This is a genomic window from Pseudobutyrivibrio xylanivorans (assembly GCF_010906925.1).
Lineage (GTDB): Bacteria > Bacillota > Clostridia > Lachnospirales > Lachnospiraceae > Pseudobutyrivibrio.
In genome coordinates, this window is sequence record NZ_VTVE01000003.1 from 425,557 (window position 1) to 446,433 (window position 20,877).

Here is a 20,877-nt window from a genome sequence, read left to right on the forward strand (position 1 = left end):
CAGTTACGGCTACAAGCCTTAGATTCTCTTCGCTCAGCGTAAAATGCTTCGCTTAAGAGAACTAAGAGCTTGATGCCTACTGGCTTAGTTTGCAAAGCGGCTACATAGCCATGGCCTGCGGGAGCATGAAGAAATAAATTGCCGCGTTACTATTAACGGAGAAAGGATAGTTAGAGATGAAAGAATTAGCAAAGACTTATGACCCTAAGGGCCTAGAAGATCGTTTGTATAAGAAGTGGGAGGAGAATGGCTATTTCCACGCTGAGGTGGACCGCAGCAAAAAGCCATTTACTATTGTAATGCCACCTCCAAATATTACAGGACAGCTTCACATGGGCCATGCCCTTGATAATACAATGCAGGATATTCTTATTAGATATAAGAGAATGCAGGGATACTCTGCACTTTGGCAGCCAGGTACTGATCATGCAGCTATTGCTACTGAGGTAAAGGTTATCGAACACCTTAAGAAGCAGGGCATTGAAAAGGACGACCTTGGTCGTGAGGGATTCCTTGAGAAGTGTTGGGACTGGAAGGATGAGTACGGAACACGTATCATCAACCAGCTTAAGAAGATGGGTTCTTCTGCTGACTGGGAGCGCGAGAGATTCACAATGGATGAGGGCTGCTCTAAGGCTGTAGAGGAAGTATTTGTTAAGCTTTACAACGAGGGCTACATCTACAAGGGCAACCGTATCATCAACTGGTGCCCAGTATGTCAGACATCTATTTCTGATGCTGAGGTTGAGCATGAGGAGCAGGCAGGACATTTCTGGCACATGAAGTACGAAATTGTAGGTGAGCCAGGTCGTTTTGTTACATTTGCAACTACTCGTCCAGAGACAATGCTTGGCGATACAGCTGTTGCTGTAAACCCTAAGGATACCCGCTATCAGGATATCATCGGAAAGACTGTAATGCTTCCATTTGTAAATCGTGAGATTCCAGTTGTTGCTGATGAGTATGTTGATATGGAGTTTGGTACTGGTGTAGTTAAAATCACTCCAGCACATGACCCTAACGATTTCGAGGTTGGTAAGAGACACAATCTTCCAGTTATTAACGTTCTCAATGACGATGCTACTATCAATGCAAACGGTGGCGAGTTTGAGGGAATGGATAGATATGAGGCTCGTGACATCATCGTTAAGAAGATGGATGAGATGGGACTCCTTGTTAAAATTGAGGACCACTCACACAATGTAGGTACACATGATAGATGTAAGACTACTGTTGAGCCTATGGTTAAGCCACAGTGGTTTGTTGCTATGGAAGAGCTTGCAAAGCCAGCTATTGAGGCAATCAAGACAGGCGAGCTTACATTCGTTCCAAAGAATTATGACAAGACATATTTACACTGGCTTGAGAACATCCGTGACTGGTGTATTTCACGTCAGTTATGGTGGGGACACAGAATCCCTGCATACTACTGCGAGAAGTGTGGTGAGACAGTTGTAGCTCGCTCTTCAGAGGCACCAACAGTTTGCCCTAAGTGTGGACATACTCACATGAAGCAGGATGAGGATACACTTGATACATGGTTCTCATCAGCACTTTGGCCATTCTCAACACTTGGTTGGCCAGAGAAGACGGAGGAGCTTGATTACTTCTATCCAACAGATGTACTTGTTACTGGATATGACATCATCTTCTTCTGGGTAATCAGAATGGTATTCTCAGGATATGCTCACACAGGAAAGTCACCATTTAGCACAGTACTTATCCACGGTCTCGTTAGAGATTCTCAGGGACGCAAGATGTCTAAGTCACTTGGAAATGGTATCGATCCACTTGAGATTATTGACAACTACGGTGCTGATGCACTTCGTCTTACACTTATCACAGGTAACGCACCTGGAAATGATATGAGATTCTACAACGAGCGTGTAGAAAATAGCCGTAACTTTGCAAACAAGGTATGGAATGCATCAAGATTTATCATGATGAATCTTGCAGATAATGCAGTAACAGAGCCAGCTGATGCTGAACTTGCTACAGAGGATAAGTGGATTATCTCTAAGGTAAACACACTTGCCAAAGATGTTACTGAAAATATGGACAAGTTTGAGCTTGGTATCGCTGTTCAGAAGGTATATGATTTTATTTGGGATGAGTTCTGCGATTGGTATATCGAAATTGTAAAGCCACGTATGTACTCTGCAGAGTATACAGCTAGCAAGAATGCGGCACTTTATACAGCAAAATATGCACTTACTAATGCTCTTAAGATGCTCCACCCATTCATGCCATTCATTACAGAAGAAATCTTCTGTACACTTCAGAGTGAGGAGGAGACAATCATGCTTTCAGCTTGGCCTGAGTATGATGAGTCTAAGAACTACCCTGTAGATGAGGCAAAGGTAGAGCGTGCTAAGGATGTAGTTCGTGGTATGAGACAGCTTCGTACAGATATGGATGTTCCACCTTCAAAGAAGGCTGCTATCCACATCGTTGCTGAGGATGCTGATGTACGTGCTACATTTGATGAGATTACACCTATTTTTGCAACACTTGCTGGTGCAACAGATGTAATTGTTCAGGCAGATAAGCTTGGTATTGGTGATGATGCTGTTTCAGCTGTTATCCCAGATGCAACACTCTTTGTTCCACTTGAGGACCTTGTAGACTTCGAGAAGGAAAAAGAGCGTCTTACAAAAGAAAAAGAAAAGCTAGAAAAAGAACTTGCACGTTCTCGTGGCATGCTCTCAAATGAAAAGTTCATGAGCAAGGCACCAGAAGCAAAGGTTGCTGAGGAGCGCGAGAAGCTTGCCAAGTACGAGGCAATGATGGCACAGGTTGAGGCACGCTTAGCTTCTATGAATTAAAGGCGGCGCCGGTTACGGCCACAAGCCTTAGATTCTCTTCGCTCAGCGTAGAATGCTTCGCTTGAGAGAACTAAGAGCTTGATGCCTACCGGCTTAGGTTACGAGGCGGCCACAACCTGATGGGACGGTGGTTACGGCTACAAGCCTTAGAGCTTGATGCCTACCGGCTGGTATTACATGAACAGCCACACAACCTAGGCAAGCGCGAGCAAGAGGGCCCCATGGGTGCAACAGAGGGGACCAACGCCGGCGGGGAGTTTCTGTTGCGACCAATGGGAGTTGGCTTGCGGGAGCACGGAAAACTACGGGGCTGTTCGATTTAAAGGAGGATTATAAATAATGGATGTAAAGAATATTTTAAGCAAGTGTGACCATACTCTTCTTGGTGTGGATGCAACATGGAATGACATAAAGGGTATTGTTGATGATGGAATGAAGTACGAGACTGCTTCAGTTTGTATTCCAGCTAGCTTTGTAAAGCAGGCTGCAGAATATGTTAAGGAGCAGGGCGGACATCTTCCAATCTGTACAGTTATTGGTTTTCCAAATGGCTATGCAACAACAGCTTCAAAGTGCTTTATGGCAAGTGATGCTGTAGATAATGGTGCAGAGGAAGTTGATATGGTTATCAATGTTGGTTGGGTTAAGGAAGGCAGATATGATGATGTTCTCGCTGAAATTAATGCAATCAAGGCTGCATGCAAGGGCAAGCTTTTAAAGGTTATTATCGAGTGCTGTCTTCTTACAGATGATGAGAAGATTAAGATGTGTGAGGTAGTTTCAAAGTCAGATGCTGATTACATCAAGACTTCTACTGGTTTCTCTACAGGTGGAGCTACATTCGATGATATCAAGCTTATGGCAGACCATATGACAAATGGTAAAAAGATTAAGGCAGCAGGCGGTATCGCAAATCTTGATGATGCTCAGAAGTTTATTGACCTTGGAGCAAGCCGTCTTGGTACAAGCCGTGTAGTTAAGGCTGTTAAGGGTCTTCCAAACGACGGAAAGTACTAAATTGTGCCTAATAATGAAAATTTAATGAAAATTCTGTTATTGTTTGAAAATTCAATGACAAATGACGAATAAACTAATATAATTAATATGATGTAACATAAACTAATTTTAGGCATTTCATGGGGGACCTATGGCTGAGGCTGTTAGCGCATTTGCTCCAAAAGTTCAAGTTTCGTCCGATGGATTGCAGGCAACTATGACCTTCAAAATCCCGGATGGAAAAAATGATGTACCCAAGTTTTCTGTGCAACAGTTACTTGGGTTCTTGACCAGTGCCAATGTTTCCTTTGGTATTGATCAGGAGGCAGTTGCGCGCCTTGCTGAGAGTCCTGTATATGGAAGGCCTATTGTTGTTGCAGAGGGTACTGCTCAGGTTCAGGGTACACCAGGTTATTTTGAATATTGCTTTGAGACTCAGTTCAATCACAAGCCTACCATTAGGCCAGATGGAACTGCAGACTACATGAGTATCAAGACAATTGAGACTGTAAAAGAGGGTGATGTGATCGCAGTTTATCATCCAGCGGTACAGGGTGCTCGCGGTATGTCTGTCCGTGGTCAGGTTTTAGAGCCAAAGCCAGTTAGAGATTTGCCACCACTTATCGGTAGAGGTTTTGAACGCTCAAATGACAACTTGACATATACTGCAAAGCTTGATGGCAAAATCGAGGTTAACCAGGGCAAGATAAATGTATCTCCTGTTCACGAGGTCAGCGGTGATGTTGGCATTGAGACAGGAAATATCAAATTCAATGGAGATGTTATTGTTCATGGTGGCGTTCATGATGGAGCTATTATAGATGCTGCCGGCAATGTGATTATCCATGGATTGATTGAGGATTGTGATATCAGAGCAGGCAAGGATTTGTTCTTACTTTCTGGAGTTAAGGGCAATGAAAAGACTGTCATTAGTTGCAAGGGTGATATAACAGCTCAGTTTGTGGAGTATGCAGTTATAACTTGCGCGGGCAATATTAGTGCTGACTATTTCTTCAAGAGCAAAATAAGTTGTGAGGGAAGAATAGAACTTACTGGCAATAATGCCTCTATCATAGGTGGATTTGTGTCTGCAGTGCAGGGTATTGAGGCTAATGACATAGGTAATTCCTTTGGAACAATAACAAATGTTGCAGTTGGTGTGGATGAAGAACGTTTGGCCGAATTTGATATTCTTGCCAAGAAAATCGAGTCAATTTCATCCAATGTTGCAAAGATAAAAAAAGGTATCGAGGAGTTTGACCGTCTGGGAGAGCAGAGGGGAATCAACTTTAAAGAGGATCCACGACGTATGCAGCTTCTTAGAGTTAGAATTCGAGATGAGGCTGTTGTACAGGAAGAGACAAGGCGTCTTGCTCAAATGAAAGAGATAATTGTCTCTGGCAAAGATGCAACTATCAAGGTCTATAGAAGAGTGTATGCTGGTAGCAATATCACAATAGATAATCACCATGTTTCTATTAATGATAATCATGAGAGAGTGGAGATTTCTAAGAGCGAAGAAGGCGTTAAACTCACCAGACTTGTGGAACAAGCAGCTAGCAATTAATGAGGTACTAAAGTGATTGATTTTGAAGAAGAATTAAAAAAATACGAGCCTGCTATCGAAGTAGAGCAGGCGGAGGCAGATATTAAGGCAAGAGATTTGACAGATTTGACAGACCTCTTGTACAACATGACTGTTCAACAGAACAACGGGACTAAATAGGCAAGCATACGGAGAATAATAAATGCAATGTTTTATGTGTGGTGCCGAGGTTGGAAATAGTAAAGTCTGTTTCAACTGCGGCGCCGATATTTTGTTATATAAACAAATCATTTACACATCATATGTGTTCTATAATCAGGGCCTAGAAAAGGCTAAAGTTAAAGATATATCTGGCGCTATTGAAGCTCTCAAGTCATCTCTGCAATATTACAAGTACAATACCACAGCAAGAAATCTACTTGGTCTGTGCTATTACCAAGTGGGAGAGACGGTAAGAGCTATCAATGAATGGGTTTTATCTAAGAATCTTCAGGAGGAGAACAACCCTAATGCAGACAGATATTTGGCGGAAATAGAAAACAATCCAGGCTTACTTAGCAAGGCTAATTCCACCATTAAAAAATATAATCAGGCAATTGAATATTGTAAGGCAGGCAGCCGAGATTTAGCTATGATTCAGTTGAAAAAAGTAATCAGCCAGAATCCTAATTTAATCAAAGCTAATCAGCTACTAGCACTTTTATACATACAGGATAAAAAATATGCGGATGCAAGAAAAATTCTCTCTGCTATTTCAAAAATAGATAGTAATAATACAACTACTATTCGATATATCCATGAGGTAAAGGAACGTCTCAAGGCAGAGAATACTGGCCGAAGAAAAAAGAGAAATGATGTTGTTACCTTTGCAGATGGCAATGACACGGTTATCATGTCGGAGCATTCATTTAGAAGTATGCTTGATAACTCCAAGGCCAGCTTCATGAATATTCTTATGGGACTTGTTGTTGGACTTTTGATTTGCTTTTTCCTTGTAGTTCCTACTGTAAAAGAGAATATGACTAGCGGTAATACCGAGACGGTTTTGGCATTGGATCAGGAGCTTGCTACTGCAAAATCTGACAATAAAAAGCTTCAAAATGAAATTGATGACTTGCAGGAAAGCTTAAATGCTTATGATAACAAGCAGGATATTCCTACATCTTATGAGAATCTTATGGCAGCTCAGAATTTATATGCTGACGGTGATGCTCAGGGCGCTAGCGAATATATTCAGCTGGTATCCAAAGATGTACTTGGAGAAGCTGGTAAGGCTACATATGATAGCCTTTATGCAGAGTTGTCGCCTACTATTATCGAGGGTTACTACAACGATGGTAATACATTCTACACAGAGGAAAATTACGACAGCGCTATTGCAAACTTCCAGACTGTAGTAGATATAGATGAATCATACCAAGATGGTGCTGCACTTTTCCTTTTAGGAGATAGCTACAGACTTACAGGTGATACAGAGGCAGCACTTGAGTGTTTTGAAAAGGTAGTGGAGCTTTATCCAAAAAATAAATGGGGCAAACAAGCTGCGGTTTACATTGCGGCAGATGATACCGAGTTAAGCGCAGCGGATGTTGGTGAATAATTAGGGTATTGCTATGAGAAAGATTAATGTTGGGGAAATTAAACCTGGAATGATTCTGGCGGAGAGAATCGTCAGTCCTAAGGGGCAAGTTTTAGCTGAGCCTGGTACACCAGTTACCGCTCAGCAGCTCTTGCACGTGACTTACTATGGCTTGGAACAGCTTGAAGTGCAGGATGAGCAGGATGCCATTAAACAGTACGATTTTGAGGCGCCAGATGAATTTATAGGCGAGACACAATCCTGGAGAATCGTTAATAGCGAGGAGTTTCAGGAGTTTAAAAGAGCCTACAACAAATGCTCAGATAAGTTGGAGGCTATAGTAGATGATTTTGTAAATCATCAGACACCACTCAAGGATGAGGAATTAATCGAGGATTTACATGTTGTATTTAAGAAACATGCAACAGGCCTAGGCATCATGGCTATGATGCTTAATATCCAGGAGATAGATACAAGTACATACAAGCATTCTGTCAATGTTGCAATCATTTCTAGAGTTCTGGCTGGTTGGCTTGGAATAAAGGATGAAAAGGAACTTGATGTGGTTACCATGTGTGGACTCTATCATGATATAGGAAAGGCTTTGATTCCTCAGAGTATTCTTACTAAGCCGGGGGCGCTTAACGCGGAAGAATACGGACGAATGGCTGAGCATCCAATTCTAGGCTATAACATGTTAGATGGTGTGCCTATCGACAGGCGCATTAAGCTAGCTGTGCTTCAGCATCATGAAAGAAATGATGGAAGCGGATATCCTTATGGTCTTACTAAGGATTTCATCGGCCGATATTCCAAACTTATTGCAATTACAGATGTTTATGATGCCATGACTGCGGATAGATGTTATCGAGCAGGCATTTGTCCATTTGAGGTTATCGCCCAGTTCCAGAGGGAGGATAGGACAAAATATGACCAGGGCATATTGCAGGTATTCCTGAAAAATATAGCTCAGTCCTATATAGGGACAGGTGTACTTTTGTCGGATAATTCTCGTGGTATTATTACAATGGTTGAGGATAAAGCATTATCAAGCCCGCTTGTTAAGCTTGATGATGGCTCTTTTATAGATCTCCAGGAACGGACTGATTTGTTTATTAGGGCTTGTATTTAGGAGTGTGTAGGTGTCACTTGGGGACAAAATGCTTTTTTTTTAATTAAAAAGAAGTATAATATTTGTTATAAGAGGACATTTGACCTTTTTGGTTTGCACATAACAGTTTATTATGTATACATATAAACTGTTATTGTAAATAAATACAATAAACAAAAGAGAAGAGAAGGAGAAATCTAATGAAAAAGAAGATTTTATCAGTACTCATGTGCGCTGCAATGGCAGTGTCTTTGATGGCCTGTGGTGGCTCATCAGACAAGACATCTAATTCAGGAGCAGCTACTTCAGAGGGAGGAGCAGCAGAGAGCTCAGAATTAAAGATCGGTCTTGTTACAGACGTCGGTGGTGTTAACGACCAGTCATTCAACCAGTCAGCATGGAAAGGTCTTCAGGATGCAGAGAAGGACTTTGGCGTAACAGTTAACTATCTTGAGTCAAAGACAGATTCTGACTACAACGCTAATATCGAGTCATTTATCGATGAGGATTATGACTTAATCATCTGCGTAGGTTACATGCTTGCAGATGCTACAAGAACAGCAGCTGAGGCAAATCCAGACGTTAAATTTGCAATTATTGATGATGCTACAAATGCAGATCTTGACAATGTAACATGTCTTACATTCAAGGCTGAGCAGTCATCTTACTTAGTAGGTTATGTTGCAGGTCTTACAACACAGAAGAACAACGTAGGTATCGTCCTTGGTATGGCTTCTGAGACAATGCACGGTTTTGGTTACGGTTATGTAGCAGGTGTTCTTGATGCTAACCCAGATTGTAAGGTACAGCAGATCAATGCTAACACATTCTCTGATTCAGCAGTTGGTAAGACATCAGCTAACACAATGATCACAAACGGCGCTGATATCATCTTCCAGGCAGCTGGTGCTACAGGTATCGGTGTTATCGAGGCTTGTAACGAAGCTGGCGATGGCATCTATGCTATCGGTGTAGATCAGGATCAGGCTTACCTTGCTCCAGATTCAGTTCTTACATCAGCTATGAAGTCAGTTGACGTTTCTGTATATGATACAGTTGAGAATCTTGTAAACGGTACACTTGAGGGTGGTAACGTAGTATACGATCTTGCATCAAACGGTGTTAATATCGCTCCTACACAGGACCTCCTTACAGATGATGTAATCGCAGCAGTTGAGGATGTTAAGGCTAAGATCATCAGCGGCGAAATCCAGGTTCCAGCTACACAGGCTGATTTCGAAGCTAAGTACGGCGATGTTTACGAGTTAGACTAATTTAGATAGACATAATTTAAAATTTTAAGTGACAATAGCCACTATACTAGAATACCGAATCGGGGCCTCCCTGGTTCGGTATTCTTAATCAAGGAGGAGAAATCATGATTAGACCGATTTCTAACGATAGAGTTGAGAAGACTCGAGAGGAAATATTAGATATTATTAAGAGTTCAACTCTTACTCATGAGCAGAAGGTAACATGTGTTGCTAACAAGGCCGATTCATTGCTTGAGGTTCTCGATGAAGTGCCAGGGCTTGATGAATTATTAAATTGCCCACAGGAAGACAGATGCATCTGTGATTTATCAGAAGGACATGCACCACTTCGTCCTAGATATATTGCTCCAGATTATCAGAAGCTTATGAAGGAAGGCTGTACATATTTGAACTTGGCTCCTCCTACTGATTTATATGAAGCATTAAACACGCTATTGATTTTCTATAAGCACGTTCCTAGCGTTACCAACTATCCAGTATATTTAGGTCAGCTTGATGATTTGATTGAGCCATTTATTGACACAGTTGATGAGAAGACAGCTGCAAAGCTAATCAAGCTTTTCCTATTAAATGTAGATAGAACAGTTTTAGATTCATTTGCTCACGCAGATATTGGACCAAAGCCATCTAAGACAGCTCACTTTATTTTTGAAGCAGAGAAAGAATTAGAAGATGCGGTTCCAAATCTTTCCCTCAAATATCAGGAGGGGATTAGCTCAGATGAATATTTAAAAGAAGCGGTAGAATGTGCATTAGTGTCTGCTAAGCCAAGCTTTGCAAACCACAATATGTTCTCTAAGGAATTCAAGGGAGAGTATGTTATTGCCAGCTGTTACAATGGTCTTTACCTTGGTGGCGGCTCATACACACTTTGCCGTCTTATCCTTGGAAATATTGCAAAGCGTTCTTCTTCAATAGAAGATTTTAAGACAAAGCAGCTTCCATATGTTATGGATGTTATGGCTAAATACATGGATGCACGAATCAAATTTGAGGTTGAGGAAAGCGGTTTCTTTGAAAACAATTTCCTTGCTCGAGAAGGATTTATTGCACGTGATAAATTTACAGCAATGTTTGGCTTAGTTGGCATGGCTGATGCTGTTAATATGCTTCTTGAAAAAGAAGGCAAGACAGGTCGCTATGGCAGTGACGAGGCTGCTAACCAGCTGGGTGTTGAGATTATGGAAATCATTGATAAGTTCAACCAGTCTCACACTAACAAATACTGTGAGGCAACAGATGGACACTTCCTTCTTCACGCACAGGTAGGTTTGGCAGAGGATGTTGGAGTTACACCAGGTACACGTATTCCGATTGGAGAGGAGCCAGAGGAGCTTATTGATCAGCTTAATGTTCTCTCTAAGTTCCATAAGTATTTCCCATCTGGAACAGGTGACATTTTCCCAATAGATTTAACTGTTCACCGCAATCCAGAGTACGTTATGGATATAATAAAAGGTGCATTCGCAAAGGACATTCGCTACATGTCATTTTATTCTAGCGATAGCGATGTAATCAGAGTTACAGGATATTTGGTTAAGCGCTCAGAAATGGAGAAGCTTGACGCTGGAAATAATGTAATTCAGGACACTACAGCGCTTGGACTTGGAGCAGCAAAGAACGGCCATATTTTAGAAAGAAAGGTAAGATAAAATGCTAGGAGTTGTTACCAAAATAATTCCTTTCAGTTCGGTGGACGGACCTGGAAATCGAACCGCTATCTTTTTACAAGGTTGTAATATAAACTGCAAATATTGCCACAATCCAGAGACGAGAAATCACTGCGTTAACTGTGGGTTGTGTGTACAAGTATGTCCTCAGAAGGCACTTTCCCTTGAAAATGGGAAGGTGTCTTTTGATGCGTCTGCGTGTATTTCTTGCGATACATGTATCAAGACATGTCCTCATGGCAGCACTCCAAAGACTAGGCTCATGACAGCTGAGGAAGTCATGGAAATAGTGAGAAAACAGGTACCTTTTATCAGAGGTATAACTGTCTCTGGCGGAGAGTGCATGTTGCAACCAGATTTTGTTGCTGAGTTGTTCAAATTGGCGAAAAAAGAAAATCTGGGGACATTAATCGACAGTAATGGTACAATAGACTTTAGAGAGTACCCTGAGTTGTTATCGGTATCTGATGGAGTGATGCTGGATATAAAGGCATTTTTCCCAGAAGACCACATGAATGTGACGGGTGCTGATAATAATAAAGTACTTGAAAATGCAAAGTTTTTAGGGGAAAATAATAAGTTGAGTGAAGTCAGAGCAGTTATTGTTCCTGACTTATATGACGTTGTGAAAAACGTAAAAGCAATGGGAGAATTTCTAGTCCCATTATATAAGATAAATCCATTTCGAATTAAAATCATTGCTTTTAGACCAATGGGTGTCAGAGAAGAATATGCCGATATGCAGGTACCTACTAGACAATTACTCGAAGAGCTTAGAGGCATTCTGGCGGATATGGGTTTTGAAGATATAGTTATCATCTAAATCTAATTCAAGGGAGGTATAAAGATTGGAAAAGATGAGCCATATGGATCCAAATACTGTTGTAGTTGAAATGAAAGAAATCGTTAAAAGATTTGGCAACTTCACAGCTAACGATCACATTAATCTGAAGGTACATAAGGGTGAAGTACATGCAATATTGGGTGAAAATGGTGCAGGTAAGAGTACATTGATGAATGTACTTTATGGCCTTTACAAGCCAACAGAGGGCGATATTTATATCAATGGTGAGAAGACTGATATCCATAGCCCAAAGCATGCTATTGAGCTTGGAATAGGTATGGTACATCAGCATTTTATGTTGATTCAGCCATTTACAGTTACCGACAATATTATCTTGGGAGTTGAGCCTCGCAAGGGTATTGTGGTAGATAAAAAGCTTGCAAGACAAAAGGTTTTAGAGATTTCTGAGAAGTACGGTATGGCTGTTGATCCAGACGCTAAAATCGAGGATATTTCTGTAGGTATGCAGCAGAGAGTAGAGATTCTTAAGGTTCTCTACAGAGGTGCTGATACTCTTATTTTGGATGAGCCTACAGCATCTCTTACTCCACAAGAGATTGATGAGCTTATGGAGATTATCAAGAATCTTACAGCAGATGGTAAGAGCATTATTCTTATCACTCACAAGCTCAAGGAGATTAAGGCTTGCGCGGACAATTGTACAATCATCCGTCTCGGTAAATATATCGATACTGTCAAGGTTGGCGAGGTTACAGAGAATGATCTTGCAGCCATGATGGTTGGTAGAAATGTTAATTTCAAAGTAGAGAAGAAGGAACAGGAAGCTGGAAAGCTTGCCCTTTCTATCAAGGATCTTCACGCTAAGGATTACCGTGGAGTTGAGATCCTTAAGGGACTTAGCCTTGATGTTCACGAGGGCGAGATTGTTGGTCTTGCCGGTGTAGATGGTAATGGTCAGACTGAGCTTGTAGAGATTCTTACAGGTCTTAAAAAGGCAGAGTCTGGTGAGATTACTATGGCAGGAACAGACATCTTCAACAAGACTCCAAAGGAGACTTTTGAGGCAGGTGTTTCATCTATCCCAGCTGATAGACAAAAGCATGGTCTTGTTCTTGAGTTCTCAGTTGCTGACAACCTTATCCTTCAGCATTTTGAGGAGGCTCCATTTTCTAAGAATGGTATCTTAAGCAAGAAGGCTATTGCAGACAATGCAAGCCAGCTTGTTGAGAAGTACGATATCAGACCACCACATTGTGAGAACCGTCCTGCAAAGACTCTTTCAGGTGGTAATCAGCAAAAGGTAATCATCGCTCGCGAGGTTACTAATGACAAGGAATTACTCATAGCAGTCAACCCAACACGTGGACTTGATGTTGGTGCTATTGAGTTCGTTCACAAATACATTGTTGAGCAGAGAAATAAGGGAAGAGCTATTCTTCTTGTTTCTTTCGAGCTTGATGAGATTATGAGTTTGTCAGATCGTATCGAGGTTATTTTCGATGGTCAAATTACAGGAAGCGTATCAGGCAAAGATGCTAATGAAAAAGAGCTGGGCTTCTTGATGGCAGGAGGTAAGAACCATGAATAAGAAAACCAGTATTTTACATAGCAATTTTCTTTATACAATCATTGCGATTTTAATTGGATTTATCATAGGTGCAATCTTCCTTGTATGGGCAGGCGTTAGCCCAATGGAAGCATACTTTAAGATTCTTGATTCAGTAATCAGCAAGCCAAAGAACATTATCACAACACTTGCTTATGCTGCACCAGTTATTCTTACAGGTCTTTCAGTTGCATTCTCTTTCCGTACTGGTGTATTTAATATCGGTGCTGAGGGACAGTTCGTTGTAGGTACACTTGCAGCAGCACTTATTGGTATTTTTGTAGATGTTCCAGCAGTTATTCATATTCCACTTTGTATAATTGCAGCAGCTGCAGCAGGTGCTTTATGGTCACTTGTCTGTGGTGTTATGAAGGTTAAGAGAGGTATCCATGAGGTCCTTTCCTTCATCATGTTCAACTGGATTGCTTATTATCTTTCAAATTATGTTGTTAATATCGAAGGCGTTAAGAAGGAAAGCGGCGGAGAGGCTACAAAGGATTTGTTAGATTCAGCTAGATTGATTGTAGACGGCAACAATTGCGCTATTTTCATCGCAGTAGTTCTTGCTGTTATTACATGGGTTATCATTGAGAAGACTACTCTTGGCTACAAATTAAAGGCCGTTGGTTTCAACAAGTTCTCAGCTCAGTACGCTGGTATTGATTCAGGCAAGTCAATCCTTACAGCTCTTGCTATTTCAGGTGCACTTGCTGGTATTGGTGGAGCTGTTCAGGTTATGGGTATGGGCGGACGTGTCGCTCAGTTTGCCAGCCAGGAAGGCTACGGATTTGAGGGTATTACAGTTGCGCTTATCGGTGCATCTAACCCACTTGGAGTTATTTTTGCCGGCATCTTCTATGGTGCTATGAAGTTTGGTGGATCAAAGCTTACAATGATTCATGCACCTTCAGAGATTATCAATATTATCATGGGTTGCGTAGTTATCTTTATTGCTATCGCTCATGTATTCAAGGCATTATTCTTAAGCATTGGTAAGAAGAAGGAGGCAAACTAATGGATATGTTAATTACAAATTTAGGTATATTAATTAATGCAGCGCTTATTGCTACACCTCCACTTCTTTTTGCAGCTCTTGGCTCATGCTTCTCAGAGCGTAGTGGTGTTGTAAATATCGGTATCGAGGGTATGATGACAATCGGTGCTGTTACTGGTGCTATCACAGCACTTACAACTGGCAATGGTCTACTTGCATTCTTATGCGGTGGCTTGGCCGGTGCGTTATTTGGACTTATTCACGCAATTGTCTGCGTATCATTACATGCTGACCAGACAATCGCAGGTACAGCTATCAACTTTATTGGACCTGGTATTGCTGTATTCTTATGTAGAATCCTTTACAATTCTTCAGATACACCAGCTATTGATGCATCTGCTAAGTTGCCAAAGCTTTTTGATGGCATGTTCAAATCAGGTAGCTTTGCATACAACGTATTTAGCGTATATATCATGGCTTATCTTGTATTTGTTGTTGCATGGATTTGCTGGTTTGTATTCTACAAGACTAGATTTGGCACACATTTAAGAGCCTGCGGTGAGCACCCAGAAGCTTGTGAGTCACTTGGTATTGATGTATACAAGGTGCGTTATATTTGCGTTATCCTTTCAGGATTTTTAGCAGGTCTTGGCGGAGCATTTGTTACACTTGCAACTGTTTCTCAGTTCAGACCAACAGTTATCGTAGGTCAAGGTTTCATCGCTATCGCAGCAGTTATCTTTGGTAAGTTTTCTCCAGAGGGAGCTTTAAAGGGATGCTTGATTTTCGGTATCTGTAACGGTGTAAAGTCACTTGCTACACAGAGCAATATTATTTCAGTAAATATTATTTCAATGATTCCATACGTTGTTACAATCATTGCACTTATCGCATTTGTTGGACGTGCTAACGCTCCAGCAGCTAATGGTAAGCCATACATCAAATCTCGTTAGGAGGCATTGTTATGGTGTCATATGATGAGTTGATTACCCAGGCACTTGATGCCAGGGGATATGCATACACACCTTATTCTCATCACAAGGTAGGGGCTGCGCTTTTATGCACTGACGGTACAGTTTACACTGGCTGCAATGTGGAAAACGCAGCATATACACCTTGCAATTGTGCAGAACGTACTGCAGTTTTTAAGGCTGTTAGTGAGGGACATAAGGATTTCAAAGCCATCGCAATTGTGGGTGGCTTTGATTCTACAGAAAAGCTACCTTTCTGCGCTCCATGTGGAGTTTGCAGACAGGTATTAATGGAATTTGTGGATCCAGCTACATTTGATGTGGTACTTGGCACAAATGTACCTGGAGAGCAAAAGGTCTTTAAGTTTCAGGAGTTACTTCCACTAGGCTTTGGACCTGACAATTTAGGAGTATAAATAATTAAGGAGTTAGAATGCCAGTAGTTGCGGAAAAGATGCCAAAGATAGATTTGCATTGTCATTTGGACGGCTCGTTAGATTTAGAGGTTACACATAAGCTGCTTGCAGAGCGTGGAGAGGACTACGATTTTCAGGAGTTCAGAAAGCTTATGCAAGTGGACCCTGATTGCCAGAATCTGGCTGAGTATCTTAAGAGATTTGACTTGCCAAATCGTTGCCTTCAGGATGTGGAGGGGATTAAGACATCTGCTTATCATTTTGCAAAAAATGCGGCACTTGAAAATGTTAAATACATAGAGGCTAGATTTGCCCCTGTTCAGTCTATGAAGCAGGGACTTAAGCCTATTGAGATTATAGAGGCTGTTGAGGCCGGTTTGGCTCAGGCTTGCGGTGAATTCGACATTGAGACCGGTATGATTATCTGTATGATGCGTGGAATGGATGATGAGTTTAATTATTCCATTGCAAAAGCTGGCCGCGAGATGCTCGGTGCCGGGGTGGTTGCATGCGATATTGCTGGAGATGAGGAGTCTTATCCCATGTCTCAGCAGATGGAATTATTCAGATCGGTTAAGGCGCTAGATATGCCTTTTACAATTCATGTAGGCGAGACAGGTAATGCTCAAAATGTACGTGATGCTATTGATGTAGGGGCAGTTAGACTTGGTCATGGTATTGCCATGGCAAGGAATGAGGAGCTTATGAAATATTGTGCTTCTCGCCATGTTGGAGTGGAGATTTGCCCTACTAGCAATCTACAGACAAAAGCATACAGACATATTAAGGATTGTCCGATTTGCCTATTTATGGAGCATGGCATTCCAGTGTCTTTAAATACTGATAACAGAACTGTTAGTAACACTAATCTTTCTACAGAGTTTGACAAGGTAAGTGTTAGCTTTAGACTTACTGATGAGCAGATTCACAAGATTTATACTGACTCTGTTGAAATGAGTTTTGCATCTGACGATGTTAAGCACAGGTTGCTTAGTAAATGGAGATAGTATGTCATTAGAAGAGAACATTAGTCGAATTATGGAATTGCAAAATAATTTGCCTAGGGAACAATCAGAGGCCCTTAACAAATTACTTAGCAATGCACCACGCTGGGTTCTTGAGTCTACACAGATTGTCAAAAAAGAAAAAAATACCATTTTCGTAGAGGAGAACACTCCTGCAGATACTGTCTATATACTTGTGGACGGTACAGTTAGAGCTATTGATTATAGAATTAGAGGAGTGGTCTATGACTACATGTGGTTTCATGCCATAAAAGTATTTGGCTCAATGGAGATTTTCTTTGAGATTCCTCTATATATGACTACTCTTAAGACGGTAACTGATTGTACTATGCTTGTTATGAGCAGAGCTAGTTTTGATCGTTGGATTTGGGATGATAAAAATGCTCTTCGAATGGAGATTGCCAGAATTGGAGATTATCTTTTGGAGGAGAGTAGAAATGAGCGCGTTATTCTGTTTTTACAGGGTGCAGACCGCATTATTTATCTTCTGACTAAGAGTTATGAAGCTAAGAATCCAAAGGATGAATATATAGTAAATATCAGCCGTCAGGAGCTAGCAGAGCGAAGCGGATTTTCAATTAAAACTGTTAATCGCTCAGTGCAAAAGTTACAGCAGGATGGTTTTATAGGACGTCGTGGTAGACGAATAGTTATTAGTAGAGCTCAATACGATAGTATGATTAACTATCTAGAGCCTATCATAGCCCATGAGTGGGAGAAAATTTAATAGCAAATAATAAGGGCACCGCTTATACGGTGCCCATTTTATATTCAATTATATTAGGTCTCGATATATGTGCTAGAGCTAACAGTAGAAATATTTTCCATGTAGCTTAAGTTATATCCGCCACCACCATAGCTTGGTGTAGTGTTGTCATTTGATGACTTGTAGTTGCCATCTTTCCACTGTTTAAACTTATCCTCTACTGCATCATATGTCCTTGAAGAAATCTCTGGCAATTCCTTACCCCAAGTGCCTGTAGCTTCCTGATAACCTTTTTTGAAAGCATCCAAAAGCATATCTGCCTTTGATGTGTCGCCACCTGAAAGTGCAATTGCGAAATCAACGATTCTGTCGGAAGTCTTGTTTACGCCCCAGTAACCATCTTCTGAAATGTCCTCTTTTGCCTTTTCAATTGTCTCAGGATCTGCTGTAAATTTTCCCTCTGCAAGGAACTTCCACATGTCATCCTGTGTAGCAATTGCAAAAGTGCTGCCCTGACCCTTGATGGTCTTCATGACAATGTCAAAAAGATTGTTAATCATCTTTTCCTGGTCAGCCTTAAGCTGTTGAATAAGGGCTGTTCTATCTGATTTTTTGTAAGTATCTGTTGTGAGAGCTTTGTCATCAGATTTTTCATAAACGGCTGCAGCATCAGAAAACTTAGATGCTTTAACCTCTTCTTTTGATGCGCTGAATTCAAGAGATTCTGTCACAGAACCATCTGCATTAGTGGTCTTTTTATAGGTTCCTGCAACATTCGAAGAAACGCTGCTATAAGTACTAACATCCATAATCTAACCTCCTTGTTAATGTGGCCAATACTACTAAACCAGACGGAAATCCTTTTCCTAATCTATTTATCGGATCTTTAATGAGAAAAAATCACTACTAGATTGTATTTATTTTAATACAAAAATCTTGTAAATGTGTGGTATCTTTGTTAAAATTTATTAAGATTGAATACAAAATACACGCAAGTGCAAAATACATGGATGTACAATGGATAAAATAGATGTTAAAGCATTAGCAAAAATCAATATAGGCCTTGATGTTACAGGCATTCGAGACGATGGCTACCATGAGGTCAAGATGATTATGCAGACGGTGAATCTCTTTGACAAAATCACCATTTCCAAGGTGGCAGAACCGGGAGTTTCGATGACCACCAATCTCAAGTTTTTGACTGTTGGAGATGACAATCTCTGTATTAAGGCAGCCAAGCTACTCATAGAAGAGTTTGATATAAAAGAGGGTATTAGAATTTCCCTTGAGAAGCATATTCCTGTAGCTGCTGGTATGGCCGGGGGCTCTACCGATGCGGCAGCCATTTTATTTGGCATGAACAAGCTGTTTAAGCTTGGACTTTCTCGCAAGGATATGATGGAGCGAGGGGTCAAGCTAGGAGCTGATGTACCTTACTGTGTTATGAGAGGCACAGCCTTGGCAGAGGGCATAGGAGAGATACTTTCTCCACTTCCACCTATGGTGAAGTGCCCAGTTTTAATTGCAAAGCCAGGCATTGCAGTTTCTACAAAGCAGGTCTATGAGGCTTTGGATTCATGTTTTGATAAGGTGGTTCATCCAGATATAGATGGAATTATTGAGGACATTAAGAATCAGGATTTAGCATCCATTTGCAGCAAGATGGGCAATGTACTGGAGGATGTTACCATTCCTATGCATCCAGTTATTGCAGACATTAAAAAATGCATGATGGATAATGGGGCTGTTGGCGCCATGATGAGCGGTAGTGGTCCTACAGTATTCGGATTCTTTAATGATAACAAGACAGCTAGAGCTGCCAAAGAGGCACTTACCAAATCGGGGATGGTAAAGCAGCTTTATCTTACTACGTTATTCAATAACAAGAATTAACCTTGAAAAGGAGAATAAATATAATGACAGAAAATCTTACACTTCAGATGGATGATTATTTGCCACTCAGAGATGTAGTTTTCAACACACTTAGGGAGGCAATCTTAAAGGGGGAACTTAAGCCGGGCGAGCGACTTATGGAGATGCATTTGGCTACAAAGCTTGGGGTTAGCCGTACTCCTATTCGTGAGGCAATACGTATGCTTGAGCAGGAAGGACTTGCAGTTACAATTCCTCGCAAGGGTGCTCAGGTTGCTAAGATGACAGAAAAGGACTTGCAGGATGTGCTAGAGGTACGAGATGCCCTTGATGCTCTTGCAGTAGTATGTGCTTGTGAGCGTATGACAGATGCTCAGTTTGTGGAGCTCAAGGAGGCTATGAAGGCTTTTGAGAATGCTACCCATACAGATGATGTACGTAAAATCGTAGAGACAGATGAGGCATTTCACGATGTGATTTATGCTGCAGCTGCTAATCCAAAGCTTGAGAATATTATTAATTCAGCAAGGGAGCAGATGTATCGATATCGCTACGAGTACGTTAAGAACCCTTCAGTCTATGCCCAGCTTATTGCAGAGCACAGAGCTATCATTGAGGGATTTAATAGACGTGATGTAGAGTATCTTAAGAGCATCATGCACACACATCTTTCAAACCAGATTAACGCAGTTCGCGTGGTTATTAGAGAACAAGTATAATAGATAGGAATAAATATGGCAGGAACATCTTGTAAGATTTCGCTGTGTTCTAGGCAGCGAATGGGTGGTGATCAGGAGATATCAGAGGAGAGCTATTTGGGCTCATTTATAGAGCGAGGAGACAAGAAATATCTTTCCTACAAGCGCACCACTGAGGATGGAGTTGTGGACTGTTTGATATCCTTCAATCGCAGGGAATTTACCCTTACACAAAAGGGCAGCCTCAGTTCTAAGATAGAGCTAAGACCAGGAGAGAAGACCATTAATAAATACAGCACCTCTGTTGGCAATCTATCTATAGAAATATTTACTCGCAGGTATGAGTTAATCGAGCAAAAGGATGATATTCGAATCGGAATAGAGTATGACATTATAACAGGCGCTGATTCGATTCAGACCACAATGGATATTAAGGTAAAAATCAAAGGAGAAGCTTAATAATAGAGCTTCTCTTTTTTGTTTGCATCTGAGTTGGAGTTTTGCGAAGCAAAACTCTATTTTTGTATAACTCAAAGAGGGGATAGTCGCTCCAAAATGGGAATTATTTTGAATAATTTAGTTAAAAACTCTTAGGTAAGTTTGTGAGATTTATACAAAAAATCAGGGGGTTCTCTTGTGCGAAAACGTTATACAATATAACAAAACTTGCCAGATGATGTTAGTTTTTGCCTACATATAGAAATCTACTAACCAAAACTGCTACATTTTGTGCTAGGGAATTTCACAGATTGTCTTGGCTGAGAAAAATGACAATTTGTGATA

At 41.0% G+C, this 20,877-nt stretch carries 19 protein-coding genes; 18 read left to right on the forward strand and 1 reads right to left on the reverse strand.

Annotation, left to right across the window (positions count from 1 at the left end; translation table 11 throughout):
* Positions 1 to 176: 176 nt before the first annotated feature.
* The 15 genes from F0Q01_RS11210 (at position 177) to F0Q01_RS11275 (ending at position 17,545) form a co-directional block, all read left to right on the forward strand.
* A complete protein-coding gene (locus F0Q01_RS11210; protein ID WP_090488972.1) occupies positions 177 to 2,825 on the forward strand; it encodes a valine--tRNA ligase in 2,649 nt (882 codons plus the stop codon).
* Between the two features lie 339 nt (positions 2,826 to 3,164).
* Complete coding sequence (gene deoC / locus F0Q01_RS11215) at positions 3,165 to 3,842, forward strand: deoxyribose-phosphate aldolase (RefSeq protein ID WP_090488974.1); 678 nt, start codon at positions 3,165 to 3,167, stop codon at positions 3,840 to 3,842.
* 130 nt (positions 3,843 to 3,972) lie between these two features.
* Positions 3,973 to 5,388, forward strand: a complete 1,416-nt coding sequence (locus tag F0Q01_RS11220; protein ID WP_090488975.1) for a DUF342 domain-containing protein — start codon at positions 3,973 to 3,975, stop codon at positions 5,386 to 5,388.
* A gap of 12 nt (positions 5,389 to 5,400) precedes the next feature.
* Entirely contained in the window at positions 5,401 to 5,547 is a 147-nt protein-coding gene (locus F0Q01_RS13790; RefSeq protein ID WP_177209289.1) for a hypothetical protein, read from the forward strand.
* A 22-nt stretch (positions 5,548 to 5,569) separates the two neighbouring features.
* Complete coding sequence (locus F0Q01_RS11225; protein ID WP_090488976.1) at positions 5,570 to 6,967, forward strand: tetratricopeptide repeat protein; 1,398 nt, start codon at positions 5,570 to 5,572, stop codon at positions 6,965 to 6,967.
* A gap of 13 nt (positions 6,968 to 6,980) precedes the next feature.
* On the forward strand, positions 6,981 to 8,078 hold the full coding sequence (locus tag F0Q01_RS11230; protein ID WP_090488977.1) for an HD-GYP domain-containing protein: 1,098 nt from the start codon (positions 6,981 to 6,983) through the stop codon (positions 8,076 to 8,078).
* 179 nt (positions 8,079 to 8,257) lie between these two features.
* Positions 8,258 to 9,331, forward strand: a complete 1,074-nt coding sequence (locus F0Q01_RS11235) for a BMP family lipoprotein (protein WP_090151379.1) — start codon at positions 8,258 to 8,260, stop codon at positions 9,329 to 9,331.
* A 107-nt stretch (positions 9,332 to 9,438) separates the two neighbouring features.
* Positions 9,439 to 10,983 carry a YjjI family glycine radical enzyme gene (locus tag F0Q01_RS11240; RefSeq protein WP_090489010.1) on the forward strand — a complete coding sequence of 515 codons (1,545 nt, stop codon included), beginning with the start codon at positions 9,439 to 9,441 and terminating at the stop codon, positions 10,981 to 10,983.
* A gap of 1 nt (position 10,984) precedes the next feature.
* A complete protein-coding gene (locus tag F0Q01_RS11245) occupies positions 10,985 to 11,824 on the forward strand; it encodes a YjjW family glycine radical enzyme activase (RefSeq protein ID WP_090488978.1) in 840 nt (279 codons plus the stop codon).
* A 34-nt stretch (positions 11,825 to 11,858) separates the two neighbouring features.
* Positions 11,859 to 13,394 carry an ABC transporter ATP-binding protein gene (locus F0Q01_RS11250; RefSeq protein WP_330386053.1) on the forward strand — a complete coding sequence of 512 codons (1,536 nt, stop codon included), beginning with the start codon at positions 11,859 to 11,861 and terminating at the stop codon, positions 13,392 to 13,394.
* Positions 13,387 to 14,427 carry an ABC transporter permease gene (locus tag F0Q01_RS11255; protein ID WP_090151385.1) on the forward strand — a complete coding sequence of 347 codons (1,041 nt, stop codon included), beginning with the start codon at positions 13,387 to 13,389 and terminating at the stop codon, positions 14,425 to 14,427. The genes F0Q01_RS11250 and F0Q01_RS11255 overlap by 8 nt, the downstream gene beginning before the upstream one ends.
* Positions 14,427 to 15,359 (forward strand): ABC transporter permease, encoded by a 933-nt coding sequence (locus F0Q01_RS11260; protein WP_090151388.1) that lies wholly within the window; start codon positions 14,427 to 14,429, stop codon positions 15,357 to 15,359. Before F0Q01_RS11255 ends, F0Q01_RS11260 begins: the two co-directional genes overlap by 1 nt.
* An 11-nt stretch (positions 15,360 to 15,370) precedes the next feature.
* Positions 15,371 to 15,793, forward strand: a complete 423-nt coding sequence (locus F0Q01_RS11265) for a cytidine deaminase (protein WP_205467987.1) — start codon at positions 15,371 to 15,373, stop codon at positions 15,791 to 15,793.
* Between the two features lie 17 nt (positions 15,794 to 15,810).
* On the forward strand, positions 15,811 to 16,800 hold the full coding sequence (add, locus tag F0Q01_RS11270) for an adenosine deaminase (protein WP_090488980.1): 990 nt from the start codon (positions 15,811 to 15,813) through the stop codon (positions 16,798 to 16,800).
* Between the two features lies 1 nt (position 16,801).
* Positions 16,802 to 17,545 (forward strand): Crp/Fnr family transcriptional regulator, encoded by a 744-nt coding sequence (locus F0Q01_RS11275; protein ID WP_163927245.1) that lies wholly within the window; start codon positions 16,802 to 16,804, stop codon positions 17,543 to 17,545.
* Positions 17,546 to 17,598: 53 nt separating this feature from the next.
* On the opposite strand, the gene F0Q01_RS11280 is transcribed toward F0Q01_RS11275, so the two are convergent.
* Entirely contained in the window at positions 17,599 to 18,333 is a 735-nt protein-coding gene (locus tag F0Q01_RS11280) for a hypothetical protein (RefSeq protein ID WP_177209290.1), read from the reverse strand.
* A 208-nt stretch (positions 18,334 to 18,541) separates the two neighbouring features.
* On the opposite strand from F0Q01_RS11280, the gene ispE reads away from it, so the two are divergent.
* Genes ispE through F0Q01_RS11295 form a run of 3 tightly spaced genes read left to right on the forward strand, consistent with a single transcriptional unit; the run spans position 18,542 to position 20,553 of the window.
* Positions 18,542 to 19,417, forward strand: a complete 876-nt coding sequence (gene ispE, locus F0Q01_RS11285; protein ID WP_090488982.1) for a 4-(cytidine 5'-diphospho)-2-C-methyl-D-erythritol kinase — start codon at positions 18,542 to 18,544, stop codon at positions 19,415 to 19,417.
* Between the two features lie 23 nt (positions 19,418 to 19,440).
* Positions 19,441 to 20,115 (forward strand): GntR family transcriptional regulator, encoded by a 675-nt coding sequence (locus F0Q01_RS11290; RefSeq protein ID WP_090151399.1) that lies wholly within the window; start codon positions 19,441 to 19,443, stop codon positions 20,113 to 20,115.
* A gap of 15 nt (positions 20,116 to 20,130) precedes the next feature.
* Complete coding sequence (locus F0Q01_RS11295; protein ID WP_090488984.1) at positions 20,131 to 20,553, forward strand: DUF1934 domain-containing protein; 423 nt, start codon at positions 20,131 to 20,133, stop codon at positions 20,551 to 20,553.
* The last annotated feature ends 324 nt before the right edge of the window (positions 20,554 to 20,877 follow it).

Coding starts and splice junctions, on each gene's coding strand:
- F0Q01_RS11210 (WP_090488972.1), top strand. CDS start 177: ATGAAAGAATTAGCAAAGACTTATGACCCTAAGGGCCTAGAAGATCGT.
- deoC (WP_090488974.1), top strand. CDS start 3,165: ATGGATGTAAAGAATATTTTAAGCAAGTGTGACCATACTCTTCTTGGT.
- F0Q01_RS11220 (WP_090488975.1), top strand. CDS start 3,973: ATGGCTGAGGCTGTTAGCGCATTTGCTCCAAAAGTTCAAGTTTCGTCC.
- F0Q01_RS11225 (WP_090488976.1), top strand. CDS start 5,570: ATGCAATGTTTTATGTGTGGTGCCGAGGTTGGAAATAGTAAAGTCTGT.
- F0Q01_RS11230 (WP_090488977.1), top strand. CDS start 6,981: ATGAGAAAGATTAATGTTGGGGAAATTAAACCTGGAATGATTCTGGCG.
- F0Q01_RS11235 (WP_090151379.1), top strand. CDS start 8,258: ATGAAAAAGAAGATTTTATCAGTACTCATGTGCGCTGCAATGGCAGTG.
- F0Q01_RS11245 (WP_090488978.1), top strand. CDS start 10,985: ATGCTAGGAGTTGTTACCAAAATAATTCCTTTCAGTTCGGTGGACGGA.
- F0Q01_RS11250 (WP_330386053.1), top strand. CDS start 11,859: ATGAGCCATATGGATCCAAATACTGTTGTAGTTGAAATGAAAGAAATC.
- F0Q01_RS11255 (WP_090151385.1), top strand. CDS start 13,387: ATGAATAAGAAAACCAGTATTTTACATAGCAATTTTCTTTATACAATC.
- F0Q01_RS11260 (WP_090151388.1), top strand. CDS start 14,427: ATGGATATGTTAATTACAAATTTAGGTATATTAATTAATGCAGCGCTT.
- F0Q01_RS11265 (WP_205467987.1), top strand. CDS start 15,371: ATGGTGTCATATGATGAGTTGATTACCCAGGCACTTGATGCCAGGGGA.
- add (WP_090488980.1), top strand. CDS start 15,811: ATGCCAGTAGTTGCGGAAAAGATGCCAAAGATAGATTTGCATTGTCAT.
- F0Q01_RS11275 (WP_163927245.1), top strand. CDS start 16,802: ATGTCATTAGAAGAGAACATTAGTCGAATTATGGAATTGCAAAATAAT.
- F0Q01_RS11280 (WP_177209290.1), bottom strand. CDS start 18,333: ATGGATGTTAGTACTTATAGCAGCGTTTCTTCGAATGTTGCAGGAACC.
- ispE (WP_090488982.1), top strand. CDS start 18,542: ATGGATAAAATAGATGTTAAAGCATTAGCAAAAATCAATATAGGCCTT.
- F0Q01_RS11290 (WP_090151399.1), top strand. CDS start 19,441: ATGACAGAAAATCTTACACTTCAGATGGATGATTATTTGCCACTCAGA.
- F0Q01_RS11295 (WP_090488984.1), top strand. CDS start 20,131: ATGGCAGGAACATCTTGTAAGATTTCGCTGTGTTCTAGGCAGCGAATG.